The 26,987-nt window shown below is 28.7% G+C and carries 25 protein-coding genes, 3 pseudogenes and 1 riboswitch; of the genes and pseudogenes, 11 read left to right on the top strand and 17 right to left on the bottom strand.

Annotation, left to right across the window (positions count from 1 at the left end):
- Positions 1 to 21: 21 nt before the first annotated feature.
- Complete coding sequence (locus J2Z42_RS07290; RefSeq protein ID WP_209701985.1) at positions 22 to 1,158, bottom strand: Gfo/Idh/MocA family protein; 1,137 nt, start codon at positions 1,156 to 1,158, stop codon at positions 22 to 24.
- A 118-nt stretch (positions 1,159 to 1,276) separates the two neighbouring features.
- Positions 1,277 to 2,155: a sugar phosphate isomerase/epimerase family protein gene (locus J2Z42_RS07285; protein ID WP_209701984.1), complete on the bottom strand. Its 879-nt coding sequence runs from the start codon at positions 2,153 to 2,155 to the stop codon at positions 1,277 to 1,279.
- A gap of 536 nt (positions 2,156 to 2,691) precedes the next feature.
- Between J2Z42_RS07285 and J2Z42_RS07280 the strand changes: the two genes are divergently transcribed.
- On the top strand, positions 2,692 to 3,528 hold the full coding sequence (locus tag J2Z42_RS07280) for a helix-turn-helix transcriptional regulator (protein ID WP_209701983.1): 837 nt from the start codon (positions 2,692 to 2,694) through the stop codon (positions 3,526 to 3,528).
- Between the two features lie 679 nt (positions 3,529 to 4,207).
- The gene (locus tag J2Z42_RS07275) at positions 4,208 to 5,620 is read left to right on the top strand and encodes a sugar porter family MFS transporter (protein WP_209701982.1); all 1,413 of its coding nucleotides are present in this window, start codon (positions 4,208 to 4,210) and stop codon (positions 5,618 to 5,620) included.
- 298 nt (positions 5,621 to 5,918) lie between these two features.
- On the opposite strand, the gene J2Z42_RS07270 is transcribed toward J2Z42_RS07275, so the two are convergent.
- Positions 5,919 to 6,254 carry a winged helix-turn-helix transcriptional regulator gene (locus tag J2Z42_RS07270; protein WP_209701981.1) on the bottom strand — a complete coding sequence of 112 codons (336 nt, stop codon included), beginning with the start codon at positions 6,252 to 6,254 and terminating at the stop codon, positions 5,919 to 5,921.
- A gap of 146 nt (positions 6,255 to 6,400) precedes the next feature.
- Here J2Z42_RS07270 and J2Z42_RS07265 point away from each other — a divergent pair, with 146 nt between their 5' ends.
- On the top strand, positions 6,401 to 6,802 hold the full coding sequence (locus tag J2Z42_RS07265; RefSeq protein WP_209701980.1) for a pyridoxamine 5'-phosphate oxidase family protein: 402 nt from the start codon (positions 6,401 to 6,403) through the stop codon (positions 6,800 to 6,802).
- A 497-nt stretch (positions 6,803 to 7,299) separates the two neighbouring features.
- On the opposite strand, the pseudogene J2Z42_RS07260 reads toward J2Z42_RS07265, so the two are convergent.
- From J2Z42_RS07260 to J2Z42_RS07200, 14 genes and pseudogenes are all read right to left on the bottom strand, one after another.
- Positions 7,300 to 7,443 (bottom strand): annotated as a pseudogene (locus J2Z42_RS07260) (IS256 family transposase); the annotation flags it as partial.
- 245 nt (positions 7,444 to 7,688) lie between these two features.
- Positions 7,689 to 8,081 carry a hypothetical protein gene (locus J2Z42_RS07255; RefSeq protein WP_209701979.1) on the bottom strand — a complete coding sequence of 131 codons (393 nt, stop codon included), beginning with the start codon at positions 8,079 to 8,081 and terminating at the stop codon, positions 7,689 to 7,691.
- Between the two features lie 665 nt (positions 8,082 to 8,746).
- Complete coding sequence (locus J2Z42_RS14675; protein WP_281063532.1) at positions 8,747 to 9,028, bottom strand: glycerophosphodiester phosphodiesterase; 282 nt, start codon at positions 9,026 to 9,028, stop codon at positions 8,747 to 8,749.
- Positions 9,028 to 9,546 carry a glycerophosphodiester phosphodiesterase gene (locus J2Z42_RS14670; RefSeq protein WP_342590008.1) on the bottom strand — a complete coding sequence of 173 codons (519 nt, stop codon included), beginning with the start codon at positions 9,544 to 9,546 and terminating at the stop codon, positions 9,028 to 9,030. Before J2Z42_RS14670 ends, J2Z42_RS14675 begins: the two co-directional genes overlap by 1 nt.
- Positions 9,547 to 9,878: 332 nt before the next feature.
- Complete coding sequence (locus J2Z42_RS07245) at positions 9,879 to 10,892, bottom strand: hypothetical protein (protein ID WP_209701978.1); 1,014 nt, start codon at positions 10,890 to 10,892, stop codon at positions 9,879 to 9,881.
- A 25-nt stretch (positions 10,893 to 10,917) separates the two neighbouring features.
- The gene (locus J2Z42_RS07240) at positions 10,918 to 11,748 is read right to left on the bottom strand and encodes a phosphodiester glycosidase family protein (RefSeq protein WP_209701977.1); all 831 of its coding nucleotides are present in this window, start codon (positions 11,746 to 11,748) and stop codon (positions 10,918 to 10,920) included.
- A 175-nt stretch (positions 11,749 to 11,923) separates the two neighbouring features.
- On the bottom strand, positions 11,924 to 12,958 hold the full coding sequence (locus J2Z42_RS07235) for a bifunctional glycosyltransferase family 2/GtrA family protein (protein WP_209701976.1): 1,035 nt from the start codon (positions 12,956 to 12,958) through the stop codon (positions 11,924 to 11,926).
- Between the two features lie 151 nt (positions 12,959 to 13,109).
- On the bottom strand, positions 13,110 to 14,126 hold the full coding sequence (locus J2Z42_RS07230) for a hypothetical protein (protein ID WP_209701975.1): 1,017 nt from the start codon (positions 14,124 to 14,126) through the stop codon (positions 13,110 to 13,112).
- Between the two features lie 18 nt (positions 14,127 to 14,144).
- The gene (locus J2Z42_RS07225) at positions 14,145 to 15,152 is read right to left on the bottom strand and encodes a phosphodiester glycosidase family protein (protein ID WP_209701974.1); all 1,008 of its coding nucleotides are present in this window, start codon (positions 15,150 to 15,152) and stop codon (positions 14,145 to 14,147) included.
- A 783-nt stretch (positions 15,153 to 15,935) separates the two neighbouring features.
- Positions 15,936 to 16,619, bottom strand: a complete 684-nt coding sequence (locus J2Z42_RS07220) for a polysaccharide deacetylase family protein (protein ID WP_245331529.1) — start codon at positions 16,617 to 16,619, stop codon at positions 15,936 to 15,938.
- A 507-nt stretch (positions 16,620 to 17,126) separates the two neighbouring features.
- Entirely contained in the window at positions 17,127 to 17,297 is a 171-nt protein-coding gene (locus J2Z42_RS07215) for a hypothetical protein (RefSeq protein WP_209701972.1), read from the bottom strand.
- Between the two features lie 568 nt (positions 17,298 to 17,865).
- Positions 17,866 to 18,615, bottom strand: a complete 750-nt coding sequence (locus J2Z42_RS07210; RefSeq protein ID WP_209701971.1) for an ABC transporter permease — start codon at positions 18,613 to 18,615, stop codon at positions 17,866 to 17,868.
- Positions 18,584 to 19,345: an ABC transporter ATP-binding protein gene (locus J2Z42_RS07205; protein ID WP_209701970.1), complete on the bottom strand. Its 762-nt coding sequence runs from the start codon at positions 19,343 to 19,345 to the stop codon at positions 18,584 to 18,586. Before J2Z42_RS07205 ends, J2Z42_RS07210 begins: the two co-directional genes overlap by 32 nt.
- A 99-nt stretch (positions 19,346 to 19,444) precedes the next feature.
- Positions 19,445 to 20,320 (bottom strand): hypothetical protein, encoded by an 876-nt coding sequence (locus tag J2Z42_RS07200; protein ID WP_209701969.1) that lies wholly within the window; start codon positions 20,318 to 20,320, stop codon positions 19,445 to 19,447.
- Between the two features lie 453 nt (positions 20,321 to 20,773).
- Between J2Z42_RS07200 and J2Z42_RS07195 the strand changes: the two genes are divergently transcribed.
- The 8 genes and pseudogenes from J2Z42_RS07195 (at position 20,774) to J2Z42_RS07160 (ending at position 26,957) form a co-directional block, all read left to right on the top strand.
- Positions 20,774 to 21,436: a DedA family protein gene (locus J2Z42_RS07195; protein WP_209701968.1), complete on the top strand. Its 663-nt coding sequence runs from the start codon at positions 20,774 to 20,776 to the stop codon at positions 21,434 to 21,436.
- A gap of 459 nt (positions 21,437 to 21,895) precedes the next feature.
- On the top strand, positions 21,896 to 22,252 hold the full coding sequence (gene tnpA, locus J2Z42_RS07190; RefSeq protein ID WP_209701967.1) for an IS66 family insertion sequence element accessory protein TnpA: 357 nt from the start codon (positions 21,896 to 21,898) through the stop codon (positions 22,250 to 22,252).
- Positions 22,242 to 22,544 (top strand): IS66 family insertion sequence element accessory protein TnpB, encoded by a 303-nt coding sequence (tnpB, locus tag J2Z42_RS07185; RefSeq protein WP_209701966.1) that lies wholly within the window; start codon positions 22,242 to 22,244, stop codon positions 22,542 to 22,544. Before tnpA ends, tnpB begins: the two co-directional genes overlap by 11 nt.
- A gap of 162 nt (positions 22,545 to 22,706) precedes the next feature.
- Positions 22,707 to 24,259, top strand: a pseudogene (tnpC, locus tag J2Z42_RS14830) (IS66 family transposase).
- 149 nt (positions 24,260 to 24,408) lie between these two features.
- The gene (locus J2Z42_RS07175) at positions 24,409 to 24,771 is read left to right on the top strand and encodes an NADPH-dependent FMN reductase family protein (RefSeq protein WP_209701965.1); all 363 of its coding nucleotides are present in this window, start codon (positions 24,409 to 24,411) and stop codon (positions 24,769 to 24,771) included.
- Positions 24,772 to 24,906: 135 nt separating this feature from the next.
- Positions 24,907 to 25,002: riboswitch (guanidine-I (ykkC/yxkD leader) on the top strand.
- Positions 25,003 to 25,107: 105 nt separating this feature from the next.
- The gene (locus tag J2Z42_RS07170; protein ID WP_209701964.1) at positions 25,108 to 25,428 is read left to right on the top strand and encodes a DMT family transporter; all 321 of its coding nucleotides are present in this window, start codon (positions 25,108 to 25,110) and stop codon (positions 25,426 to 25,428) included.
- Between the two features lie 110 nt (positions 25,429 to 25,538).
- Positions 25,539 to 26,246: pseudogene (locus J2Z42_RS07165) on the top strand (B3/B4 domain-containing protein).
- Positions 26,247 to 26,264: 18 nt separating this feature from the next.
- Positions 26,265 to 26,957, top strand: a complete 693-nt coding sequence (locus tag J2Z42_RS07160) for a radical SAM protein (protein WP_209701963.1) — start codon at positions 26,265 to 26,267, stop codon at positions 26,955 to 26,957.
- The last annotated feature ends 30 nt before the right edge of the window (positions 26,958 to 26,987 follow it).

Below are 26,987 nucleotides of genomic sequence, written 5' to 3'. Positions count from 1 at the left end.
GCTACATATAATTAATTATTTCTAAAACTCTTCTACTTTTTCCCATTGTTTTGTTTCAGCAGATTTTAAAATTGTTGCAACACAAGTATCAATTTTTGCTCCGAATTTGAAATTGCAAACATAATCAGTACCATTAGTGAAAGCATCTAACACATGTGCAACTTCTATAACTTTTTGATCATTGTAACTTAATTCTATGCCAGATGCAGGTTGGAACATACCATAATCACCATGATCTGGTCCTAATAATACATTTCTAAATCCACGATCAATAGATTTATCTTTGTGGAAGTAAACATTAACTTCGTTTAATCTTTCCAAATTAAAGGTTGCAGTACCTAAAGTACCTTGGATCTCAACACCTAGATAATTTTTTCTTCCAGTAGCTACACGGCTTGATGATAACTGGCCAGTAGCACCGTTTTTATATGAAGCAGTAAATGCTATATAATCTTCTGTTTCAACATTGCCCATTTTAGTTGAACCAGCTTTTATTGGTCTTTTTGGAATATAAATTTTTGAAATTGCATTAACCGATTCAATATCTCCCATTATATATTGAGAAATACTTAATAGATGTGAACCTAAATCGCCAAGTGCTCCACTTCCAGCCTGTTTCTTTATATGTCTCCAAGCAAGAGGAATTGATGGGTCAAGAAGCATATCCTGGTCATATCTTCCGTCAAATCGCATAATTTGTCCTAACTTTCCCGATTCAACCAAATGTTTCATATATGCAGTAGCTGGCATCATAACCATATTAAATCCTACATAGTTGAAAACATTTTTTTCTTTTGCAATCTTGGCCAATTCTTGTGATTGCTTTCCAGATAAAGATAATGGCTTTTCAGAATATACACTTTTACCTTTTAATAATGCTGCTTTAGCAATCTCATAATGAAAAGCATTTGGAGTAACTATATCAACTATATCAACATCATCGGAATTAATAACGTCATTATAATCAGTTGTCCATTTTTTAAAACCAAATTTTTCAGCTGAAGATTTTGCTGATTCTTCATTAACATCCATTAAAATACTGAAAACAGGTTCTCCAATTTTTTCTCCATATATACTGTATGCTGACATATATGAACTAACATGAGCTCTGCCCATCCATCCTGCACCAACCATACCAATTCTAACTTTTTTACTCATTAAAATTACCTCCTAACATAATATGTTTTTAAAATCGTTTTCAAGTTGAACATATATCCAAATTTTATTTATTACTTTGCTTGCAAGAATTAAAAATCCTAAATTATAACATTGTACTTTATACTCCTAGACTTTTTAAATAATCTCTTGTTCTTTTTGCTATTGGAAATGGAACATCAAAAGATAAAACAGGATACAAATCTTGCTCTACAACAGCATATCCATCATAGCCAATCTTATTCATGAAATCAAATAATTCTTTGAAATCAATACTACCCTTTCCAGGTTCACACATTATATCTTTTGTAACTGCCTTTGCAAAGGACCAGCCGTTCTTGTCCATTTCTTTCTTAACATTCATGTCACACTTTTTTATATGCAAATATGGTATACGTTTATAATGCTTCTTATAAAAACTAATAGGTTCACCACCACCATAGACATGATGTCCAGTATCAAGGCATAAAGTTGCATCTGTATTTGCTAATAATCTTTCGATTTCTTCTTCAGTTTGAATATAAGAATCAACATGTGGATGAAATGCTGGTACCAAACCATAACTTCTTATGTGATCACAGACTCTTTGAACGTTTTTATAAAGCTGATTCCACTGATCTTCTGTTAGTTTCTTAGGCATTGCTAACTTACCTGTCATCAAATCAGTATACATATCAGCTAACATAACAACGTACTTTGCTGTTGGAAATTTTTTCAATAAAGGTGCTAACTCATCAATAGTCTTAAACATATTATCAATAGATGCATCATCTACGTAATTTCCACCAACGGTTCCTGCAACTAGTTTTAATTTACGCTTTTCTAGTTCAGCATTTAAAGATTCATAGTCAGTTGGAAAATAACCCCATGGTCCTAGCTCTACATACTCATATCCAGCTTTTTGCATTTCATCCATACATCTTTCCCAAGAAACTTGCTTATTATTATCGGGAAACCATACACCCCAAGAATCGGGAGCCGTACCTATTTTAATAGTCATATTTCATTCACCTCATTTATTTATAATTTTTGAATTAAAACCTATAGACCAGATGAGGCCTAATAGATCTAGCATTTAATTACGTAATCAATTACTATGCTTACATTATGTAATAATTTACATTCAAAATCAATTTCTCTATTTGCCTAATAATATACATTTTATGCTCTTTAACAATTTAATAATTATATTATAAACACTAGTATTTCATAAAAGTGAATGTAAAAATGCACAAATATATCATAGTTAGTAAATTTATTACTGCATAAACCCAATTAAGGAATCAGATGGCTAGAACTAATAATTTACATTATAATAAGTTATAGTTTTGTAAAAATAGAAATGAAGTGATAAATATAAGGATGGCTATATTTGATTTAAAAAACAAAATATTATATTATTATGATAGTTGATTTTATCATAGTTGCTATATTTTTACATATGTTAATCATTATTTTTCTTAATTAATTTTTTATGATACATATGATGCAACAAAAATATTTTATTCATAGTAAATTAGTGGGAGGTATCTATAAATGAAAGCCTTAGATCGTGGAGTTTCTCAATCATCAGAAATCTTTTTTCATATTCCTTCAGATTTTGCAGTAAAAGCACTTTATTATATTTCATACGTCGGAAATTTTGAATGTACAAAAAATTATCAAATAACAAGAAATTATTTAAATTTATTTTTGTTAATTTTTATTGACGACGGAAATATGACCATAACATATCGTAAAAAAACTATGATTGCTATTCCTGGGGATATCGTAATATTAGACTGTAAAGAACCTCATTCTTATGGTGCTGTTGGTAACCTTAAATTCCATTTTTTTCATTTCAATGGTTCTGGTAGCCAACCATACTTTGACTTGATAACTTCAGAAAATAGTTATATTTTAAACCCTTCACGGCGTCTTATGGTTGATAGTTCATTTGAAACAATTTTTCAGTTGGCAAAAGAAAACGTTTTAAATGAACATTTAATATCTGTACAGGTACACTACATTTTGAGCGCACTTGCTTTGTCTAAAAATGAATATTCCACTTTAGAAAATTCTATTGTCAATAATTCAATAGTCTTTATTGAAAAATTTTTTTATAACGATTTGTCTGTAAAAGATATTGCTGATAATGTCAATTTAAGCGAATTTTATTTTTCAAGATTATTTAAAAAATACACAAATAAGTCTCCACATAAATATTTATTAGGTATCCGTTTAAACTATTCACAGAAACAGTTGCTTACATCGACTAAAACTATTGAAGTCATCGCATCTGAATGTGGTTTTAAAAGTACAACTCAATTTATTCGAGCTTTTAAAAAGGCTATTGGTATAACACCAAACAAATTTAGGCAGTCAGCAATTTGATGAATATAAACCTTTTTAAACAACTTTTTAATAATATTTTCAACTATATAAACTTATCCAAAGTATATAAAATTATAAATAATATGCACTTAATACTTCATAAAGAGCCATATATTATTTTCTAATCTATACTTTAAAAGCAATTTCAATAACATTTCAAAGAATTTTTTATATATAGTTATATATCACTAAGTAAGGAACAAAGTTTAATAATTATATGAATTATAGCATAAAAAGTTGATTTTTAAGCAATGTATGTAATTGATTCAAATAGTAAATTAATAGATAATTAAATATAGAAAATGTTTACAATAATATTCTGTTGGGAGGTGATATAAGATTATATACAATAAAAATATAGTTACACATTAACTTTGCAAAGGAAATTGACACATTACTTCAACTTTTAAGAATTACTTTCATCAATTCTGATATTGTCATACGCTAAATATTTCTTATTTTTTTTGAATATTGATGAATAAAAAGTTAAATCCTCAAAGTTAAGAAAATGAGACATACTGATTGATTTCGTCTCTATTTACAAAGTATAAAATAAATAAACATACGAATAACAGTCAGCATGCCAAATAAAATCCATCTTATATTATAGCAACTAATTATGAATCTCGCAATGTATTAAATTCAAAAAGTTAAAATTAAAAGAAATGGGGAAATTAAAATGATAAAAAACATACAAGGTCATGACACCAAAAAGACTATAAGAAAAATAGCTGTTATATCTACTTTAGGCGGGCTTCTATTTGGATATGACACTGGTGTAGTTAATGGTGCACTTACTTATATGAAGAGACCAGATCAGTTAAACTTAAGCCCTACTGCTGAAGGACTTGTTACAAGTTCGTTATTATTGGGTGCCGCTTTTGGTGCAATGTTTGGTGGACGATTATCTGATAAATATGGTAGAAAATCAGTTATTAAGGCTCTAGCAGTAGTATTTTTTATTTCAACATTAGGATGTTCTTTTTCACCTACTTCAAACGTTATCATTTCATTTAGATTTATTTTAGGACTAGCTGTAGGAGGAGCCTCAGTTATAGTCCCAACATTCCTAGCTGAAATAGCTCCTGCAAAATTAAGAGGTAGTATAGTTACCCAAAATGAAATGATGATTGTAACTGGACAATTATTAGCTTATGTATTTAATGCTATTTTAGGAAATGTATTTGGAGATACTGCTGGTATTTGGCGTTATATGATAGCTATTGCTTCTATTCCAGCAGTATTCTTATGGTTTGGAATGTTTATGCTTCCAGAAACACCAAGATGGTTAGCTGCTAATGGAAAAGTCGCTAAAGCTTTAGAAGTTTTAAAACAGATTCGTGAGGAAGCAGAAGCTGAAGCAGAATTAGAAGAAATACAAAAAAATATTGATGAAGAAAAAAATTTAGATAAAGCTACATTTAGGGAATTATCTACTCCTTGGATTCGACGTCTTGTTTTAATTGGATGTGTTATTGGAATTATCGTACAATTTTCTGGGATTAATGTAATGATGTATTATGGAACAACAATCCTAGAAAAATCTGGATTAGGTACAAGAGCAGCATTAGTTGCTAATATAGGAAATGGAATAACTTCTTGTATTGGCGTTTTGGTATTTATAAAGTTGCTTAGTGATAGATTTGGTCGAAAAAGATTATTTTTAATTGGACTTTCTGGAACTACTATAGCTATGATAGCGATGACTATTGTTACATCAACAATATCAAAATCATATTTACTTCCAGTTCTTGTAATGTGTTGTACTATTACCTATTTAGCTTTTTACCAAAGTTGTCTTGGACCATTAGCATGGTTATTAGAGTCAGAAATTTTTCCATTAAGATTAAGAGGTTTAGGAATGGGTATTGCAGTATTTGTACTATGGATAAGTAATTTCTTAGTAGGTCTTTTATTTCCTATAATGTTAGCAAGATTTGGACTATCTGGTTCATTTATATCATTTGCTATATTCTCAATTTTAGGTTTTATATTCATGTGGAGATTTTGCCCAGAAACTCGTGGCAAATCACTAGAGGAAATAGAACAATCATTCAGAGAATATAAAAAACCAGAAAAAGAAATGCTTTAATATTATGTATATGTAAATATTTATATAATATAATCTTTGTAACTAAATAGCCAAAATTTATTTCTCGCCTATATGTATAACTAACAAACTTTCTATCATATCAGGCGGGAAATTTTTAGTTTTCGTGAATTGATATAATTTATCCAAAAGTAGTTCAAGTTAAAACAGCAAAAAATATTACTATACTTGCAGACATAAAATATTCTTTTTATTTTTGCTCAAAATCATTAATTTAGTAAACTTTTTAAGAAGATTACGTCTTAATCAAGTTTAATATTAGACTCTCTATTAAATAAACCTATTCCTTATTTACTTTAGTTTTATATTCCATACCCCAATCCCACATTGAGTCAAGAATTGGTTTAAGACTTAAACCTAATTCAGTAAGAGAGTACTCAACCCTTGGTGGAATTTCGGCATAAGCCTTACGAACTACAAGTCCATCTTCCTCCATAGCTCGCAGCTTCTGAGTAAGAACTTTTTGACTTATAGAACCCAATGATTTTTTTAGTTCACCAAACCGCTTTGTGCCGTCAATAAGGTCTCTCAATATTAAAACCTTCCACTTCTCTCCTATAAGCAAAAGAGTTGTTTCAACCGGACATGGAGGAAATTCTTTATTCACGAATATCATCTCCTTTCAAATAATAACAGCTCATTTTTAATAGTTACCTACAGGTACTTATGGTACTTTAAAGTGCTTACTTGCAAAAATATACTTATAAAATTATTATATATTTGTGGCCACTAAAAATCAATTTAATTGAGGAGATGTTAAGTATGAATGAAGTAATAAAATTTTTAAATAACAACCCAGTACAGTATTTGGCAACAGTTGGCCGCGATGGAAAAGCAAAGTGTCGTCCTTTCATGTTCTGTTTTGAAAAGGATGATAAGCTGTGGTTCTGTACTAACAGCACTAAAGATGTTTATAAAGATATGAAAGAAAATCCTTATATTGAAGTTTCTGTTTCCAGTCCTAAATACGCTTGGATTCGTTTAAATGGTAAGGCTGTATTTGAAAACAATATGACCATAAAAGAAGGCTGTATGAAAAATCCTATTGTAAAAGGTCAGTATAAAACTGCTGATAATCCAATATTTGAAGTATTCTACCTTGCAGATGCGAAAGCTGTTATAGCTGACTTTTCAGGCAATCCACCTATAGAGTATACCCTTTAACTTCAATTTAGAGAATATATATTAAAGAATTTTATAGTATTTTTATTTGCAAAACAAATATTATTACATAAAATAAGCACTGGGTAAGACTAGTGTTTATTTTATGTAATAAAACTGGTTATAGATAATAGTTATGAGGGAAGTGTTATAAATATAAATGATTATTGGAATACATAATATTGTAAGAAAATATTATATTGAAATAATAATTTTATTTAGGGAAAGTCCATAGGTTTGTGTAAAATAGAATAGACGGGATAAAATTTATTTGGAAATTACTATAGGATTAAGTTTCTGTAGTAATTTTTATTTTTTAGGGGATAACTAATAATAGTGTTTTTTAACTTTCTGATAATAGTATTATCTGTAATAATAATACTATTATTCACTTTTGTGTAAAATGGTACAGGCTTTATTTCTATATATATGGTTCTATTCTATCTTTAAACTTTATAGTTAATTGAGCCAGTGTATTTGCCCAGTTTTGAGAAGGTGATGTCCATTTCTGCTTCTAAAAATTGCTGTATTATGCTCCTAAATAATCTTTGCATAAGTCCATTTTTACCTACTAAATCTTCCATACTATTGCATTTCTTTAATTCCTTTTTTAAATCAATATCAGGTATTTCTAATACATTCATATTTAAATCTCCTCTCAAAAATTATTTATATTTATTATTACCACTATTACCAGTTATACATACATAAAAAGAACGTACCTAGATTTGATTTACACAAATCTAGGTACGTTCTCAAAATTGTAAATATTTGTATTTATTTTTTCTCATTTATAGTATATAGAAAAAGTGGCTAAAGGTCACTTCATTCTTATATTTTATTATTTAAAATATAACTTTTCTACGGTAGTACAAGAATTTGCGGTATTTTATTCTGCTTGCCCTCTTAATTTCATTTGTTGATCATATTGTGCTTTTGATATTTTCCCACTTACGTATGCCTGCTTAAGCTGTGGAACTGAAAGAGTGCCAGGTGACACGACACTGCTGCTTGTGTTATTATTAGAGGTCGATGAGGCTTTAGAAGTATTAGAATTAGTAGATTGTTGTAATGCCTTTGCACCTGCTTTACTAATTTCTACAGTATCTCCATGAGATGAAACGTATTTAGTTGCTACTTGTGTATTATTTTCTGATTGTACGCCTTGCTGAACTCCTTGCTTTTTTCCTTGATTATCTGTTCCCTGTACATTTGTTTGAGAATTCCTAATGCTTAGATTTCCATACGTGCTGTTACTTGTTCCTCCAATTGTAATATTCATCTTCATTATCTCCTTTTTACTATATTTAATATTGTTAGTTAACTGAAAGTGAGTTATTACGTATTAAAATATAAATATGGTATGGAAGTAGTTAAGCTACTGTCCTGTCATAATGTATAATTATACCTAATAATTATTAAAATTTCATTAAAAAGAAGAATCATACATTTAAAATTTTTTATTTAGAATCGTTGTTAGAAACATGTTTTATGATATAGTTTTTATGTCAAAAATTGGTTCGTAAAATTCTTATTTTGTTCATCAGCCAAAAAGATCCAATACCAGTATAACTGTTATGAAGTGCAAAGTAAAATTAAAAACGTAGTAATATCAACGCTTTGATGTAGATACGAATTCCTAGAAATATTGAGAAAATATAATAATAAGTAATCTTTTAAAATGGCTATTTTACTAGTTCTTAAATGCTATTTTTCATTTCAACTTGATGGCTAGAGGGTAATACCAGCGAACGTGTCACCAGGGTGTACAGTAGATATTATAATTTAAAATCTTATACTTGTATAAAAAGAAAAAGGCATAACTGCCTTTCTTTTTGGGGTAGAAGGAGCATCCGTGTCATGTACTGAAAAAGTTATTTTTACAATAAAATTGTCTATATTTTATCTAGAAAATGGCAGACTATCCCTTGGACTTTGTGTGTAAAATTATGGTTTCGTATGTTTATTCAAATCAAATGTCTTTTGAAAAGATTTTATATTACCAGGATAAAATGTATCAGAATATATAAAATCTGCACCTAAGTGCACAGCTTTATTTAGATCCATTGGTGCGTCAATTGTCCAACAAAATACTTTTAAGCCATCTTTATGAGCTTGCTGCACAAGTCTTTTATTTAAATAATTAATATTACAGTCAACTCCAGTAGATCCAAATGACCTAATATATCTATAGCCATATGTTATCCTGTTTGGATTTACCATTGGCATTAAGATAATTTTTTATCCTTACTACGCAAATACTCTAAATCCTTATAATTAAATGAATGAACTAATAATTTTCTTTCATATCCATGTTTACGTATAATTCGTAAAAATGTATTTAAATTTCTATCTTTGCTACTAAGGAATTTAATATCAAATATTGGTGTAAGCTTATCTTTTTTACATTCTATAAGTGCATTTTCGAACCTAGGTAATCTTAAATTGGGGTAAGTTGATATATTTGATCCGTTGTTGATTATAAGACTGTCTACTATATGTGAACTTTTGCTTGTTATTAAACCATGTCCATTTGTAGTCCTATCAAGTGTTCCATCATGTAGTAAATATAAAATACCATCAGATGATGGAATAGAGTTCTCAGGGTCAATACTGCTTGCACCACGATGTGCCACTATAATTGGCTTACTTGAATTTATAGAATTATATCTTTGATTTATTACTATATGTGACAAATTATTATAATTATTTTTATTATCAACTAAGTTTATTTTTTGCTTTAGCACTGCATATGAAACTTTTGAAAAATTTGCTTCTGAAATCAGTATGATTAATAAAATAATAATTGTCGTTATTATACTCTTATGAATAATATTATCCCCACTTGTTAAATACTATGATTATGTTTCTACAAAATTAGCTGTATTTTATTACATAGAATCTTGGTATAATAGAAATAGAATACATGATTCAATAGGTTATATTACTCCTTAACAATATGAAAATGATTATCAAAAGTTAGATGAGCATTTTCATTCAATTTGAATTTTAAAATTGCCTAACTAATATAAAGACAAATGAGCAAAACATCTATAATGCTTAAGAATATCATTTTTATTTATATTGTTCGTTTCAGCCCTACTATATGATCATTGTTATCTTTAAAATACACATTTAAGCCACCCATGCCTATGAATCTTAACTCATTATTATAATTTAACCTAGCATTGTTTGTTAAATTAATTATATAATTTTTATATATAACATAAACGCTATTTTTATTTGTGTAAAAACCAACAAAATTCAAATCATTAAGTCTTCGTGTTTTTATCAGATTATTATTGTTTACAACATAAATTATACTCTTATTATCTAAAGATCTGGCATAAACATTATCATTTGAATCACAGCCAATTATATGTTCTCTTTTAATACCAGGTATGAGTTTTGAATGACAATATAAATTGTTATTATTGTCTTCAAAATACAATGCAAGGGAATTATTTGCCAGCAGCATGTTATTAACACTATGGCCTGGGTAAATTTTTCTTACATTCTTCATAATATTAAGATAATATATACTGTCTATCTTATTATTCCCACTGATTTGTTCCAAGTTAATAAAAATAAGATTTGTAGCATTTGAATAATCAACTGATTTTATTGCTGAATTTTTAGGCACAGCAAAAGACTTTTGTTCAGCTATAAGTCCGTTTTCAATATTATACGTTTTTACTTCTAATTTACTATTTAAAATGTAGAAATACATTATAATATTGCGGTTTCCCATAAGTATTGATTTCCTTATTCCTGATTTTTCAGAAATTTTCTTAATTAATTTATTTGTTCCAATTTCTTTAACATAAATTTCAGAGTTATAAAGATAAGTGCAATACTTGTCATCATAAGAAAATGATATATCTATAGCTTCGTTAGGTACAGTGTTCATAGTGAAATTTGGAACTTCTTTTAAAGATGTCTTAGAATTTGCATCATTTGCCTGTGAAATATTGTGAGTTACTATAGATGCATTAAGGTGTGAAATGACTACAAAACAAATTATAAAAGCACAAAAGGCATAAATAAAAGTTAAAGAAATCAACGATCTTTTTAATTTATTCTTTATTTTCAATCTTATCATCATCCATTTCCATAATTTAAGGTGCAATTAAAAATGCAGTAGCAATTGAACGTTCTCCAGCAATATCACAGGGGTTATTGATAGTTTTGCCCAGATAATTCAAAGTTGTCGATGAACCTCCGTCTAAATTGGCTGCATTGTAAGCTCCATATTTTAACATTATATCTTGAGTATCTATATAATTTGCGCCAGCACTGTCATGTTCTCTTCCATCAACTGCAAGCAGAAGAACTGTTCCGTCTTTTCTCTGTCCTATAGCACTGCGTGGCTGAAGCGATGTACCACCCTTTGTTACAAGAGGTTTTCCATTTAAAACAAGTGCAGGTCCAAAAGAAATTGCACACTTAAGGTTAGAATTGTAGATTTCACCCATTGTCATGGAATTACCAATAATAAGAATATTATTCTTATTAAAACCTATGACATTAAATTTGTTTAGACCGCTTTGCTTAAATTTAACAACATCATTGCTGATTACTATCCCATCAGGCTTTGAACCTGTACCCATTAAATTATCATCTAAAAATCCTCCTGCATTAATTCCTCCAACAGCATTATAGGATTTGACAATTTCACTGAGAGTTGCTCCTGTATGTCCAAATTTAGGTGCTATTCCTAAAAATATCTTTGAAGAATCACTTATAACCATTAATTTAGCTTTAAAGTTTGTTTCTTTAATGTCAATAATTTTTATTTTTGTACTGCTTTTTTTAGATCTTTGGATATCAATACTATTGACAATTTCCTTGGAGTCTCTTACAGAAGAATTAGTTTTTGCGAGAATACTATTTATTTCACTGCTGCTTAGGAACCAGGTAGCAAAAAACTTGTTTTTATTTGTAGCCATGCTGGTGGAAACAATATAGTCCCTATAATTTATAAAAGGTCCGTGATATATAAGAATTACGCTAAACAAAATCAGAAAAATAATTTGGCAAATTATAAAATGACATATATATATATAATTTTGTTTTTTTGCTTTTTTTTCATTTATATTACCTTATTTCTAAATATTTTTAAAATTAAGCTTGTATTTTACTATTAAAAATAAATAAACGCTGAACGGTATAGCTTATAGTAAATAAAAGCATTTCTGTTATAATTTTACTCCAAAACAGCCATATATGAAGGGTTTCAGAAAAAAAGCTTAATATAAAATAGTTAACAAATAATAAAGCACACACAAGTAAATAATAGCTGATCAATTCATTTATGTTTTTTCTATCTCTGCCTTTAACATTGAAAACCAGAAATTTATTTATAGTAAAGTTAACAACCGAGCTTGCCACTCTAGCAATTACTACTGATATGAATAAATTTTTCGTTAACCACTGAACATAAAAGAGCAAAAAATAATCCACAAAAGCCGCAGAAACTCCTGAACCACAAAACTTTAAAAAAGGCATGAATATACTTATAGAATCTTTCACAGCCCTAAAGTGGGATGATTTATTTGAAAATTCATACACGGTATCAATCTCTATTTGTTTAAATCCATACCCTGCTTTTTTTGCCTGAAGCAACATGTTCATTTCATATTCATAATGTTCACCTTTAATAGATAACAACCAAGGCAGTGATTTTATGGGAAGTCCTCTAAGACCAGTCTGGGTATCCAGCAACTTAGTACCGCATGCTAACTTAAACATACCCCTGGCAAATGCATTGCCAATTGCACTTTTCCAAGGAACTTTGCCTATAAATTTTCTTACTCCAAGAACAATTTTATGATCACTATTTGATAATTCTAAACATACATTCAATATATCTTTCACCAAGTGCTGTCCATCTGCATCAGCAGTTACCACTCCTATTTTCTCATCAGTATTATCTTTTATATAAGTAAATCCAGTTTTAAGGGCACATCCTTTGCCCATATTCTTATCATGTTTAATCACTGTGCAACCTAATATTTTACACTGCTTAAAAACAGAAGCATAAACTTCACCACTGCCATCATTAACAATCAATATTTTATAATCACAATTTAGTTTTAATTCTTTAATTAATTCTATAAGATGATTATCTGGTTCAAATGCTGGAATTAATATAATCATTATTATACCTCTTTATTTGTTTTTACTTAGATATTACAGTTCGTATCAAGTTTACGTTGGCAATTTTCTTATCTAAAAATATATTTACATTGTTTTTTGAACGTCCAATAGATTGCAATATAACTGTAAATGTTGCATTAATAACATAAGTTTAATTAAAAGGAGTTTTCACTAAAATTCCATTATTTATTGATGTAATTCCATCACTATATGGTTGAAGGAATATACATTTGTATGTTGTTTTTTTCCCCGTCTTAAACTCTTCTACAGTACCTTTAAGGGTATCATTTATATAAACTTTTCCTCTAGCTGTAACAAATAAGTTGGCTTTGCTTACTGGGGTATTTAACTGAAGTGTCTGCCAGCTTGAAGTATTATTTTTCAATGTACCAAAGTATATCTTACCAATATTATTACTGCTATCCACATCTCCAATATAAACCTGGTCATTATTGTCTATCTCTAATAGGCATGATTTCGTCGAACCAATGAAGCTAAAAGCATTATTTATTCCAGTTGCATAAACCTTGTTATTAATTAAATCTTCGTATACCATTTTATCTTCGTGGGGTACCACTTCCATATTTCCTATATTATAAGTTTTAGTATTAATTTTCTTTTTAGATTTCATTATATTTACCCAATATATGACGTCTTCTTTAGCGCCATTTGATACTTTAATGTAAATTACATTTGGAAGAGGTGCTGCTTCAATATCCGTTACTTCAGCTGTTGAACTAATCATTGCAAACTTAGTTATATTATTCTTTTGTGATTTATCAACGTCATAATATGATAATAAAAGATTACTATTTTCCTTTTCTGCAATAAGCATTCTGTTTCTATCTGGTAGCCATTTATAAAAAGATAATTTAACTCCATTAGAAAAACTTACATTATTACTTTTGCCTGTTTTAGTATTAACTACATATAACGCATTGTTCAAATAATAGGCAATATAGTTTGCATCATAGGAAATATTTACGGATTTAGCGTTATTCGGCACATTAACTTGAAAAACAGAAGCCTTGTTACTTGAATTAACTACTTTTTTAGATTTTACAACAGTATTTGAAGCTAAAAAATAGTTATTTATATAGAAAAGCCCACCAAACTGTATGATTAATGAAATTATAATGCATATTGTTATTTTTTTTAATACTTTCATAGCTTACTCTCCTTTCAGCTAAGGCATAACGATAAAAGCGGATGGAACTGCTCTTTCACCAAGTGGGTCGCAAGGATTGTTAATAATTTTACCATCATAATACATTGTAGTTGACGAACCGCCATCCAAATTAGATGCATTGAGTGCTCCATATTGGAGCATTATATTTTGTACATCTTTAAGCGAGGCTCCTATACTTTTAGTTGTTCTTCCATCAATAGCAAGTAGTATTATAGCACCATCGCTACGTTGTCCAATTGCTGTCCTCGGTGCGATTCCCCAACCTCCATCCCCAGATTTTATTGTACCCTTGCCATTAACCACAAGCGCAGGGCCAAAAGATACTGCATCAGTTACATCAAGTCTCTTCAAATCATTCAAATTGTGAGGCCCTACAAGAAGTTGCCCTTTCTTTGTAATTGCTGTAATATCAACTTTTTTATCATAATTTGTTATATCATTAAATTTGATAACTCCATTACTCATAATAATACCCGTCGGTGTTCCACCTGTACCAGTCCATTTCGTATTAGATGATGATGAGTCTGAAAATCCTCCTGCATTAACAGCTCCTATAGCACCATTATCCTGTGCTATATGACTTGTTGGTTCTCCTTCGGATCCCAGTTTACTACTATAGCCAGCTTTCACTTTTGTTGAGTCTTGAATAATAAGTACATAGCCTGAGAACTTTATTCCATTTGAAATGTCATATCTTTCAATTATATTATCATGGGTGTTGTCAAGCTTGACAAGAGTATCATTTCCTTGCTGTACAGTTTGAACTGTGTCTTCACTTCGAATTTTCTGAATTTCAGCATCCGATAAAAACAGCTTTGCAATCCATTGGTGGCTAAGTGTAGTCATTGCAGCATCTACAATTGTCTTTTTTACATTATTAAAGGGTCCGTAAAATATAATTAATGGAGTTGTAACTCCAGTAAATATTAGCCCAAACATCACATAAAATATAAAGTTTCTTAGTGTGTGCTTCTTTTTCTCTCTTGACATATTACTTAAATTCATTTTTCCTCCTACACTTTTCAAGATTTCACCACTTAATATTCCATAATTTAATAAAATTAACTGTACATTAAATATAGAATGATATTTACTCACTGTTTTTAATATATCTATAAGAAGTTAAAATTAGATTAAATTTTAATTAGAATTTTATAAAAATTTAGTGCTTCATATTTTTACAATTTTCCGCCAAATTTGTTGGTACAAGAAAGGTATTAGAATTACTATTAAAAAGATCTTAGAAACTTTGATATGGTTAAATGATTTGTTAAGATAAATATATAGAAATTCCTTAATTAAATTTCTTTACAGTACAGTGTAATAGATTAGGAGATTGTTGATGAAGGACTATCTAGATAAATTATTAAAGGAGTAAAAAAAAAGAGAAACAGGTGAATGTAAGAGTTACCATATAGATAGTGGAAGTGTATAGATGTATTATGTTACACGAACCCCTACATGGATAGATTTAATCATTCCATATAATAAAGCAGCCTAGTTAAATGGCTATGGCCGCTTTTTTATGATTTTCCCCAAAATTTCAATATTAACAGTATTATTTATTGCAACCGCTCGCTGTGTTACCAAATTTTTTATTCATTTTACAATTAGATTACTTGTAATTATCAAAACTCTCATCTCCTTTTGATAATTTAGAAGTAGTACCAGTTTTTAATATATAAGTTATAACAAATAATATAAACCATTAAAACTAAAAGAATGTATATACTACTTTTAACCTTAACATATCATTATTTCTATGATTTACTAAATATTTATTAAAACTCAAATAAAATCATCTGCACTAATAAATTGAAATCCCCTTTTTTTAAGAATAGGTAAAACCGTTTTAAGAGCCTTTATTGTCTTTTCAGGAAAGTTCTTCATTCCTCTACTACCATCATGCAGTAATATAATGTCACCAGGCTTTATATTATTTATAATCCTCTGTTTTATATAATCTTCGGTTACCCATTTACTCCAGTCCATAGCATGCATGGACCAAAGAATAATTTTTAGATTATTAGATTTAGCATAATGATATGTTAATGGATTAAATATTCCCCAAGGAGGTCTAAAAAATTTAATATTTATTCCTAAATCATCCATGATATTTAAAGCCTTTACAAAACTTTTCTTCGTTTGATATGGTAATGAAAAAATTGCATTTCCATGCCTTAAGGAATGTAATCCAATACAGTGTCCTTCATTTTTAATACGTTTAATTACATCAGGGTACTTTTGTGCATTTTCTGCAAGAACAAAAAATGTACATTTTACATCATTTATTTTAAGTATATCCAAAAGTTTTGGTGTATATTGAGGGTCTGGTCCATCATCAAATGTTAAAACAATAGATTTATCATCATTAGATGAAACTTTTTTAATCACTTTATTTGAGAAATCCCTATAATATAAACTTGGTAATATTGCATAACTTAAAACTAAAGAAAATACGTCCAATTTCAAATTAGTCACCCATCCTTCTAATCATAAATACAATCATAACTCTATTTTAATTAATACAGGAAAATCAAATACTATTATGGAGTAAAGATCCTTATTAAAGCAAATTTCTCCATTACTATAATAACTTTTCTCGAAAAAGTAGACACTCTAGAGTTAAGGGCTTTTCTAATATCGCATAGTTACTATCTCTTATAATTTAGTATAATTTTCTATATGAAAATTAATTATGATGCCATTAAGGTATTTACATTTTTCATTTTATATCTCAATCCCCATGGAATTATATAATCACTCAAATTAAAGTATAACCAAAATTTATTTAAGTATTAGCCAGGATGATATAAACGATGTATATCATCTCGTCGAGCTATAGTCTATAGTATAAAACTTAATGCAATTAAATAGTTTAAATCTATATAAAAATATAAGATTTAAACTATTAATTTTTTGATATATTATTAATATTTTTGATATTAGATTTTTGATATTTTTTATATAGTTATATTACTAAGCATATGAATTAATTATGTGCATTGATGATGATTGTGTATTTTGCTTATTTGCTTCTGCTATTTTTTCACTTGGACTTTCATTGGCCTCTTCGGCTGCTTTACTACTTACAGTAGTATTTGTAGCTATATTTTGCATAATATGATTATTACTAATGGAATTAATCATTATATCACCTCCTATATTTATTATACTTTGCTAAGATTAAAATCACATTAAATTATGTCAATAGCAAACGGTAAATTACCCGGTGTATATTTGCAAAAATAAACAAGTTACGGCTATTCATTAGAATGGTCATAACTTGTCATTTGTTCTTTTTACATGAAGATTGAACTCATGAATCCTATGGCAGACATGCTTTCAGAAATTCAGGATAACTATATGGTTCCAATTCATTGGCTCTGGCTGTTTCAACTACATTAAGACCTTCATATATTTCTATTCTCAATTCCTCTGAATTTAAGCACTCACAAAGAAATATAGTTTTTATAGTTCTTGTTAAAATCAGTGGATAGGCTACAATAAATAGAGATATCTAACGTTATCTGGATGACGATGTAATTCCAGAAGCTTTTCAGATACTGCTCTTAATTTATATCTATTTTTATATTAATGTAATAAATTAGTATTTCGGATTAACTTACTCTTTTTAATTTGTACTTTTTCTTGACATAATACCACTGTATTATTAAGACCATTATAGATGATACCCCAAAGTTGTTATTCCCTATAATTATACTTCTTTCTTATAAAATATATAATAGCCAATTGTAAAGAAAATTACTCCATATGATAACACCATAAAAAGAGTATTAATATTCCTTAAAAAACTGTAGCTTCCTGTTAACCATATTGAATACCAATTTAAATAAGATGTAAAAATAATATTATTCAGCCCTTTTATAAATATAGATAATATCTTAATGCCAATAAAAGATAAAATGCAGGTAATTAAAGCACCACTACTGCTTTTAAAAAACTGTGTTATAAATGCTGCAAATAGGGCCAAAACTACTGCTGGAATTATATCAATAAAATAAGCAAAGACAATTTGTGAAATACTTTGAATCATAGAACCTTTATGCAAAAACATTATAGAAACCATAGACACTATAAGAACAACTAATAAATTTATGATGATATAGATAGCTACTGCCACATTTTTAGAAATAAAAATCTTTAATCTAGTTATAGGTCTTATAAGAACTAGTTTTAGTGACTTATCGCTAACTTCACCTGAAAATAATTCTGACACTGCCATAAATATAAATAGAGGCAAGAATATATTAGTAAATATACTTAAAGTTATCAAAGGAAAACTCAATGAACTTAAAGCTACGAATACAAGTTTTGCTTGAATACTTGAAACAAAAAATGTTGACAAAGAACATATGACGGCTGTAATTACTAAGAATACTATTATCTTTTTCTTTAAGAAAAGTTTTTGAATCTCATTTATAATATTTGCTTTTAAGATATTCATTAGACTCTCTCCTCCTCTTATTTATCTCATTCATATAGAAATCCTCTAAGGAGGCATATTTTTCTTTTATATTTTTAATTTCTTCTCCTCGGTTTATTAGTATACCTTTATGAATTATAGCAACTTTACTGCACATAAGTTCTATTTCATGTACAAGGTGACTAGATATGAAAAATGTTATTTGTTTTTCCTTAGCTAATTGAATTATTAAGTTTCTCATTTGTACTGTACCTTCTATATCTAATCCATTAGTAGGTTCATCTAAAATTACTAGCTTAGGGTTAGATAAAAGTGCTGATGCCAGTGCTAATCTTTGTTTCATTCCTAATGAAAATTTAGATACTTTCTCATTTTTAAATTCCTTTAAATCAACTATTTCAAGCATTTCATCTATATCCGATTCTTTAATACTACTATAAAATCTAGAAACTATTTTTAAATTCTTGTAAGCACTCATATATTCATAAGCATCAGCCGTTTCAATAATTGCACCTACTTTTTCTAGAGCTTTTTCAAACTGATTTTTTATATCAAAACCTAAGATTTTAACTTCTCCTCTTTCAAAAATATTTAATCCTATAATTGATTTCATAACAGTAGTTTTACCCGCACCATTTGGTCCAAGAAAACCAAACACATCACCTTTATAGACATCAAAGTTTATATCTTTTACACCTCTGCCATTCTTATAGAGCTTAGTTAAATTTTTTACTTCGAGAACCTTTTCCATACTATTTCCTTTCTATAATTAAAACTAAAAATTGAGCATATACACTGCTCAATTTTTAGTTTTGATTTTTATGTTACTAGGTTAATTAAAAATTAATTATTAATCTCTTCCTTTAAATTGTTGGGTTACATTGTTTATCTGTTTTCCAGTTAAATCAACAGCATCTGTAGTTGTGCTATTAATATTTGATAAATCTAAAGTAGCATTAATAGTAATTTCATGAGTTTTTCCCTGAGCATCTATACCTGTTAAAACAACTTTAGCAATTTGATTATCAAGTATATCATTCTTGTTAATATCTCCAGTTACTTTTACAGTCTTGATTTTTATATTACTTTGAAGTTGTGGTAGCACATTTGTTAAATTAATATCTCCAGCTTTCTCATTATGCATTGGTTCATCACTACTTTTAATTATAGCCATTGATGCTAAAGCGTTTACTAAAGGTGTTACATCATTTTCACTTAAATTAATAGATACTTTTTTAGTACCATCATTGTTATCAACTACTGATACATTATTTTTCATATTTCCTACTAAAGTATCAATCACAGTTTCTACACTTTTAGCTATTTCAGGATTTTCAGCCTTATCTTTTTCCTTAACGTTTTTATTCTTATTTTCTCTTACGTTATATACATCGCTGCTACTTGATTTAGAAATGTTTTTTCCATCCTGTTTATACTTACTAAAAGTTTGATTACCAGCACTAGACTTTACAGTAGTTACTTGACTCATAGCATTAGAAGCTAAGTTAATTTTATAGTTAGTGGTCATGTCAGCTATATCACTGCCATTGTCATATACAGACATCTTTAGATTTGTAGTTTCATTCTTTAAAGCTTTACTGTCCTTTACAGATGTTTTATAAGCCTCATAGCCAGAAAGTTGTGAAGCATTAGCATAGGCAGTTCCCAAAAGCACACTACTACCAACCACTAAGCTAGTTACCATCGCAACAAGCTTTTTATTCATATTTGAATCCTCCAAGTTATTATAAAATTTAGAAAGCATACGTAACTTTCTATAAATCAATAATATTATTACATTATTAAAATCAGATTAAATAATTCTTAAATTTGCTATAAATTTATTAAAACAACAAAATGTTTTAAGTACTTTGTGATTACAAGATAAAGTATTGTATATAAATAAGTATTAATAGAACTAAAATAACTACATTTTCAATAACATGAGCTAAAATTTTTATGCTCATGTTATTTTTATATATTTTATTATTATTTCTTATATAATTTATATCTTTTATAAGAAACTTTTTTATAAAAGTTTAAGGTTATTTTAATGTAATTTTAATTTTAAGTGTAGATAATGTATAACATAACGAACAAAGATTATTTAAAGGAAAATAAGTTTTCTGTGTTTAATCGTCCGTTTTATAATAAATTTTAATAATGATAGGAGAAAAAAATGAGTATTATAGGAACTTTGATTAGTATATTACTACATCTTGATAAATATCTAAATGTAATAGTGCAAAATTATGGCATATGGACTTATGGCATAATATTTTTAATTATATTTTGTGAAACTGGATTAGTTGTTACTCCGTTTTTACCAGGAGATTCAATTTTATTTGCTACAGGAGCACTTGCCTCCATTGGAATTCTTAATATTTTGAATTTATTCATTATCTTTTTTATTAGCGCAGTAGCTGGCGATATTCTAAATTATTATATAGGCAAAAAGATAGGAAATAATATTTTAGAAAGGAAAGATGTGAAATATATAAATAAAGAATATCTTAAGAAAGCACATGGTTTTTATGAAAGGCATGGTTCTATGACTATAGTTTTAGGACGGTTTATACCTATAATAAGAACTTTTGTACCATTTGTTGCTGGTATAGGAAAAATGAGTTCTTCAAAGTTTATTACTTATAACATGTTAGGTGGATTTTTGTGGGTTACATTATTTCTAGGTGGAGGTTACTTCTTTGGAGGATTACCTTTAATAAAACAACATTTTTCTTATATAGTAATTGCTATTATAATAATATCCATTATTCCAGCAATAGTTACAGTAATTAAAGAAAAGAGAAATGAGGATAATGCTACTAATACAGCATCTTGATAATTATATTTTTTATATGTAAAGAATAATGTGTGTGTTTAATAGAGTAAGTCAATATAATAACAGTTACTCTGAAATAGGGATAAGAAGTACTTTCTATGTATTTTAGCCAGTATAAGTTAATATTTATGGGGATAGCATTTTTTAATAGCTTTTTCAAGGATTTATTCATATGTAAATTATCCAACAGATGTTATAACAAGAATCATAACTGGAGTACTATGTTCTAAATTGATTTTTTTGAGTTTACAGGAAGGTTATTTATTAATGCTTCCTGTTTTTTTGTATTTTTTTAGTCTGAATATTGTATTACTTGAAATAAGCCATGTACTATCTAAAGTGAGGTAAACGGTGAATAATACGTACCTCGTATTAGCACCAAATTTTGAGATAATTTATTCAAGCTTTAAAAAACTACTAGTTTTTCAGAAAAGCTAAACTAGTTTCTTGGAGGTATTGATGGATAAAATTACTCATAAAATGCGTTTGGATTATTGGATGCCTATTATAAGTAAATGCCACAAAAGTGGCATGTCCGTGAGGGCGTGGTGTATCCAAAACAATATTAATGAAAAAAAATTCTACTATTGGCAACGTCGTATCAGAGGAGAAGCTTTTAAAACCTTGAAACGAAATGAATCTGAAAACCAGGCAAATTTTGTACAACTTCCAATTCATAATAATACTTTAAAAAGTATTCCTTCCTTTAAACCAGATATTATTATACATATCCAAGACAACGTATTAGAGATATCTAATACTGTTTCAGAAGAATTGCTTTCAAAGGTTTTGAAGGTGATATCAGATGTTAAATGATGCTTTTGGTTTTGAAAAGATATTCATTGCCTGCGGCTACAATGATTTAAGAAGAGGTATCAATGGACTTGCTAACATTGTCCAGCAACAATTTAAACTCGATCCTTTTAAGCCAAGAATACTCTTCTTATTTTGTGGAAGAAAAACAGATCGCATTAAAGGACTTTTATGGGAAGGTGATGGATTTCTTCTTTTATATAAGCGTTTAGAAACAGGAAAGTTTCAATGGCCACGTAATGAAAATGAAGTAAAAGCTATCTCTCCTCAACAATATAAGTGGTTAATGGAATGACTTTCTATAGATCAAAAGAAAGCTATAAAACCTCTTTCACCCGAAAGGGTTTTGTAATGAAACTATCCACAATAAATGCTTGATTTATAACAGTTTTCCATAACTTTTGTAAATTGCTTTTTTTCTATTGTTTCTGTTCTCTAAATATGGTATCTTGACAATATGGATAAGAAATATACAGAAGTTGAACTAACTAAATATAGCAAAGAAGATATCATTTCTATTTTATTGACTATGCAAAAAGTTACAGAAAATCTTTCAAAGACTTGTGCTGAGCAGAAAACTCAGCTGGAACAAGTAAATCAAAATATGAAATTGATTTTAGAACAGATAAGCATTTCAAAAAACAAAAGATTTGGACGTTCTTCAGAAAAGATGATTTATGATGGTCAATTAGGAATGTGTTTCAACGAAGCAGAGGTTACCATTGAAACAAAGTATGTTATAGAACCAGAGCTGGAAGAAGTCCGCCCTAAAGCCTATAAGAGAAGAAAATCATCAGGTAAGCGAGATGCGGATTTAAAGGACCTTCCGGTAGAAATAATCATGCACGAGTTAACATCTGAAGAATTAAAGGAACGTTTAGGCGATAAGTGGAAGCGACTGCCCGATGAAGTATATAAAAGGCTTACTTTTCATCCTGCGGAATTTAAAGTTGAAGAACATCATGTTGCAGTATATGCAGGTAATAATAACGAAACTATTATCCGTGGTAAAAGACCAGTTGATCTTCTTCGTAATAGTCTTGTTACTCTTTCACTTGAAGCTGCTATCATGAACAGTAAATATGTAAATGCTATACCTCTTTATTGTTTGGAACAAGAATTTTTAAGGAATGATGTGGTACTAAGCAGACAAGGTAATGGCTAATTGGACAATCAAGTGTGGAGAACGCTATCTTTCTCTTCTTTATGATAAACTCCATAAAGAGATATACAACAGCAGTGTACTTCAGGCTGATGAAATTCCTGTTTGTGTAAATAAGGATGGCCGTCAGGCTGGGGCTAAAAGCTATATGTGGGTATATCGTACAGGAAAAATGTATGATGCTTCACCTATTGTGTTGTATGAATATCAGAAAACACGTAATGCCAGTCATCCACGTGAATTCTTGAAAGATTACAGTGGCACAGTAGTTACCGATGGTTATCAGGTTTACCACACACTTGAAAAAGAACGTGAAGACCTCAAAATAGCAAGCTGCTGGAGCCACGCAAGGCGTAGATTTGTAAATGTTGTAAAAACTTTTGGAAAAGAAAAATCCAGAGGAACGTCGAAGACAGAGACAATTAACTGTAAAACCTCTGGTTGATGCTTTCTTTGAATGGGTAAAAAAGCATAAGAATGAGGTATTACCAAAATCTGAAACAGGAAAAGGATTTACCTACTGTTTGAATCAAGAAAAGTATCTGAAAGTTTTCCTTGAAGATGGAAATGTTCCTGCTGATAACAATGCAGCTGAGAGCAGTATTCGTGGCTTCTGCATAGGAAAACATAACTGGCATTTGATTGACACCATAGATGGTGCTAAAGCTAGTGCAATAATTTACAGTATTGCAGAGACAGCAAAAGCTAATAATTTAAAGCCTTACAATTATTTTGAGTTTCTTCTTACAGAAATTCCAAAGCATATGGACGATACTAACCTTGATTTCTTAGAAGATCTCCTTCCATGGTCAGAAAAGCTTCCAATTGAATGTAAAAAGCAAAAGTAAGTGATACTTTAATTTGCCGCCAAAATGGCGGCTATATTTTTATCTGGTACGCATGATTTGGCGTTTACATTTTTTATATTAATTATAAAAAATATTTAGATTGAAATTTCTCCTAAACCTTAAAGGTAAGCGAAATATTAAATGCTGATATGATTAAAGCAAATACTGTAAATATAAACATTTTGAGAGAATATGATTTAATAGGTTTTGGTTCAGGTATATATTATGGTAATTTAAATAAAAGTATTCTCCATTTAATTGACAAGCTACAAACTATATCTAACAAAAAAGCCTTTGTATTTTCGACAAGTGGGCAAGGAAAAATTAAATATAATAAATTAGTTGAACAAAAATTAAAAGAAAAGAATTTTGAGGTTATTGGTAGTTTTGCATGTAGAGGTTATGATACTTTTGGACCATTTAAATTATTTGGCGGAATTGCAAAAGGTAGACCGAATGATACTGATTTTGAGAATGCTAAAGATTTTGCAAAACATCTTATAATTTTCTAGTATTCTTATAGGATTTATTAAATGTAAATTTAATATATTTAAACAGTTGTAATTTGTTGCGAAGAAAAAAATTAAGTTGACTTAAATCTACTACTATGCTAAACTAGCTTTATAAATTTCAAAAAAAGTTTATATAGTTTAGTTTTCTAGGGTTCCGCAGTTTATAACTGGCTGGTCCGAGAGAAAACTCACAGGTAACTGTGTACACGGAAGGATAAAAGCCTGGGAGATATTTTTATAATATTTCCTTAGGCTTTTTTATTTTTATCTTCTTTTAAATAAGCCATTAGGTATTAATATACTAATCTTAACTACTGATTTAGGGAGGTAAAGTTTATGGAATGGATTTATTTAGTTATAGCAGGCTTTTTCGAAGTAGGATGGGCAATGTGGCTGAAGTATTCACAAGGATTTACAAAAATATTACCTAGTATATTAACTGTTATAGGAATGGTTGCAAGTTTCTATTTTTTATCATTGTCTTTAAAAAGAGTACCACTAGGAAATGCATATGCAATTTGGACAGGTATAGGGATTGTTGGTACTGTAGTCTTAGGTATTATTTTATTTAAAGAACCGATTAATGTAATACGTATGATTTGTATTGTATTTATAATTCTTGGGATCGTTGGTCTAAAATTAACATCAATAGACTAATAATCGTATATAATTTAGAAATAGTAAAAGATAAGTATAATATTACCAAAAGAAAAGTGATAAGTGGAAAATATGCAGCTATCTCATTTTAATATAAAGGAGGAATTTTAGTGAAAAAGTTTGTCATTGAAGATGACTTTTGGAGATTATTTCCTAATGCAAGAATTGGAGTTGTTATTTGTCATGGCATAGATAACTCTATAAAAGATGAAGATCAATATAAGGATATGATTTATAATTCAGAAAAGGAAGCCTTAAAATATTTCAAGAATGCAGAATTCAGCAGCAACGAAGTTATAAAAGTATGGAGAGAGTCCTTTCAAAAATTTAAAACAAAGAAAGGTGCAAGATCATCTATTGAAGCATTATTAAAACGAGTTCATAAAGGAAATCATATTGGAACTATTAATCCGCTAGTTGATATTTACAATTCTATTTCTTTAAGATATGCCTTACCTTGCGGTGGAGAAGATATCGATACATTTGTTGGTGATATACTATTGACTAAGGCAGTTGGAAATGAAAATTTTGTTACATTAGGAACAGATAAAAATGAACCTCCGTATTAAGGTGAAATTGTATATAAAGATGATGAAGGAACTATTTGCAGATGTTTAAATTGGCGTGAAGCAGTAAGAACAATACTCACTGAAAGTACAAATAATGCTTTTTTGTGCATTGAATTAATTGATGAAAAAAGATTAAAAGCGTTTGAGAATGCTTTAAAAGATTTAGCAAAAACAGTGCAGGATAATTTAGGTGGAAAATGTAAGATTTCAATTCTTGATATTAACAATAAAGAAGTATTAATAAAGTAGTTTCAGGAGGATAAGGTAATGGGTAATTTTAGTTATAAAGATATTTATATTGAAGATGGAAAAAGGGTACTGGAAGTGAATATACTTCCTGAAAAGTATTGTAACTTTGATTGTATATTCTGTCCTATTGGAAGGTCATATAACAAAGTAGATAAACCTCAATCATTTCAGGAAATGGAAAGTTCATTAAAAGGACTCGAAAGTATGATAGAAAATAATAAAGTAGATTTAGTATTTATTAACTCAAAAGGTGAAGCCTTGGTAAATGATAAAATTAGTAATATTATTAATCTAATTAAAAGCAAAGGATTGCCTGTAAGATTGCTTTCTAATGGGTACTTACTGGGTAGAAATGAATATATAAAAATAGCCAATATGTGTGATGAAATTATTGGGGAGATAAAAGCAATATCAGAAGAAGATTTTCAAAAAATACAAAGACCAATTGATGGGTATACATTAGAAGAATATATTTCAAATATGATTTTATTTAATAAACAATATGAGGGAAAATTTATTTTAGAAGTAACAATTATTAAGGGCTATAACGATACAGAGAAATCTATTAATAAGATAAAAAATATTATTACTGAATTATCTCCAGATAAGATAATTGCTGAAAGAATGAATGATGAAAGATTTAAGAAAAAACTTGGCATATCTACTGAAAGACTTGATGAAATTTCAAAAGTATTACTAAATATTATATGAATTAGTCAACATAAAATTTAAAAATGATAT

The organism is Clostridium algifaecis (assembly GCF_017874415.1).
Lineage (GTDB): Bacteria > Bacillota > Clostridia > Clostridiales > Clostridiaceae > Clostridium_B > Clostridium_B algifaecis.
Note: the sequence above shows the minus strand (reverse complement) of the source record. Positions and strands in the feature narration are given on the sequence as shown.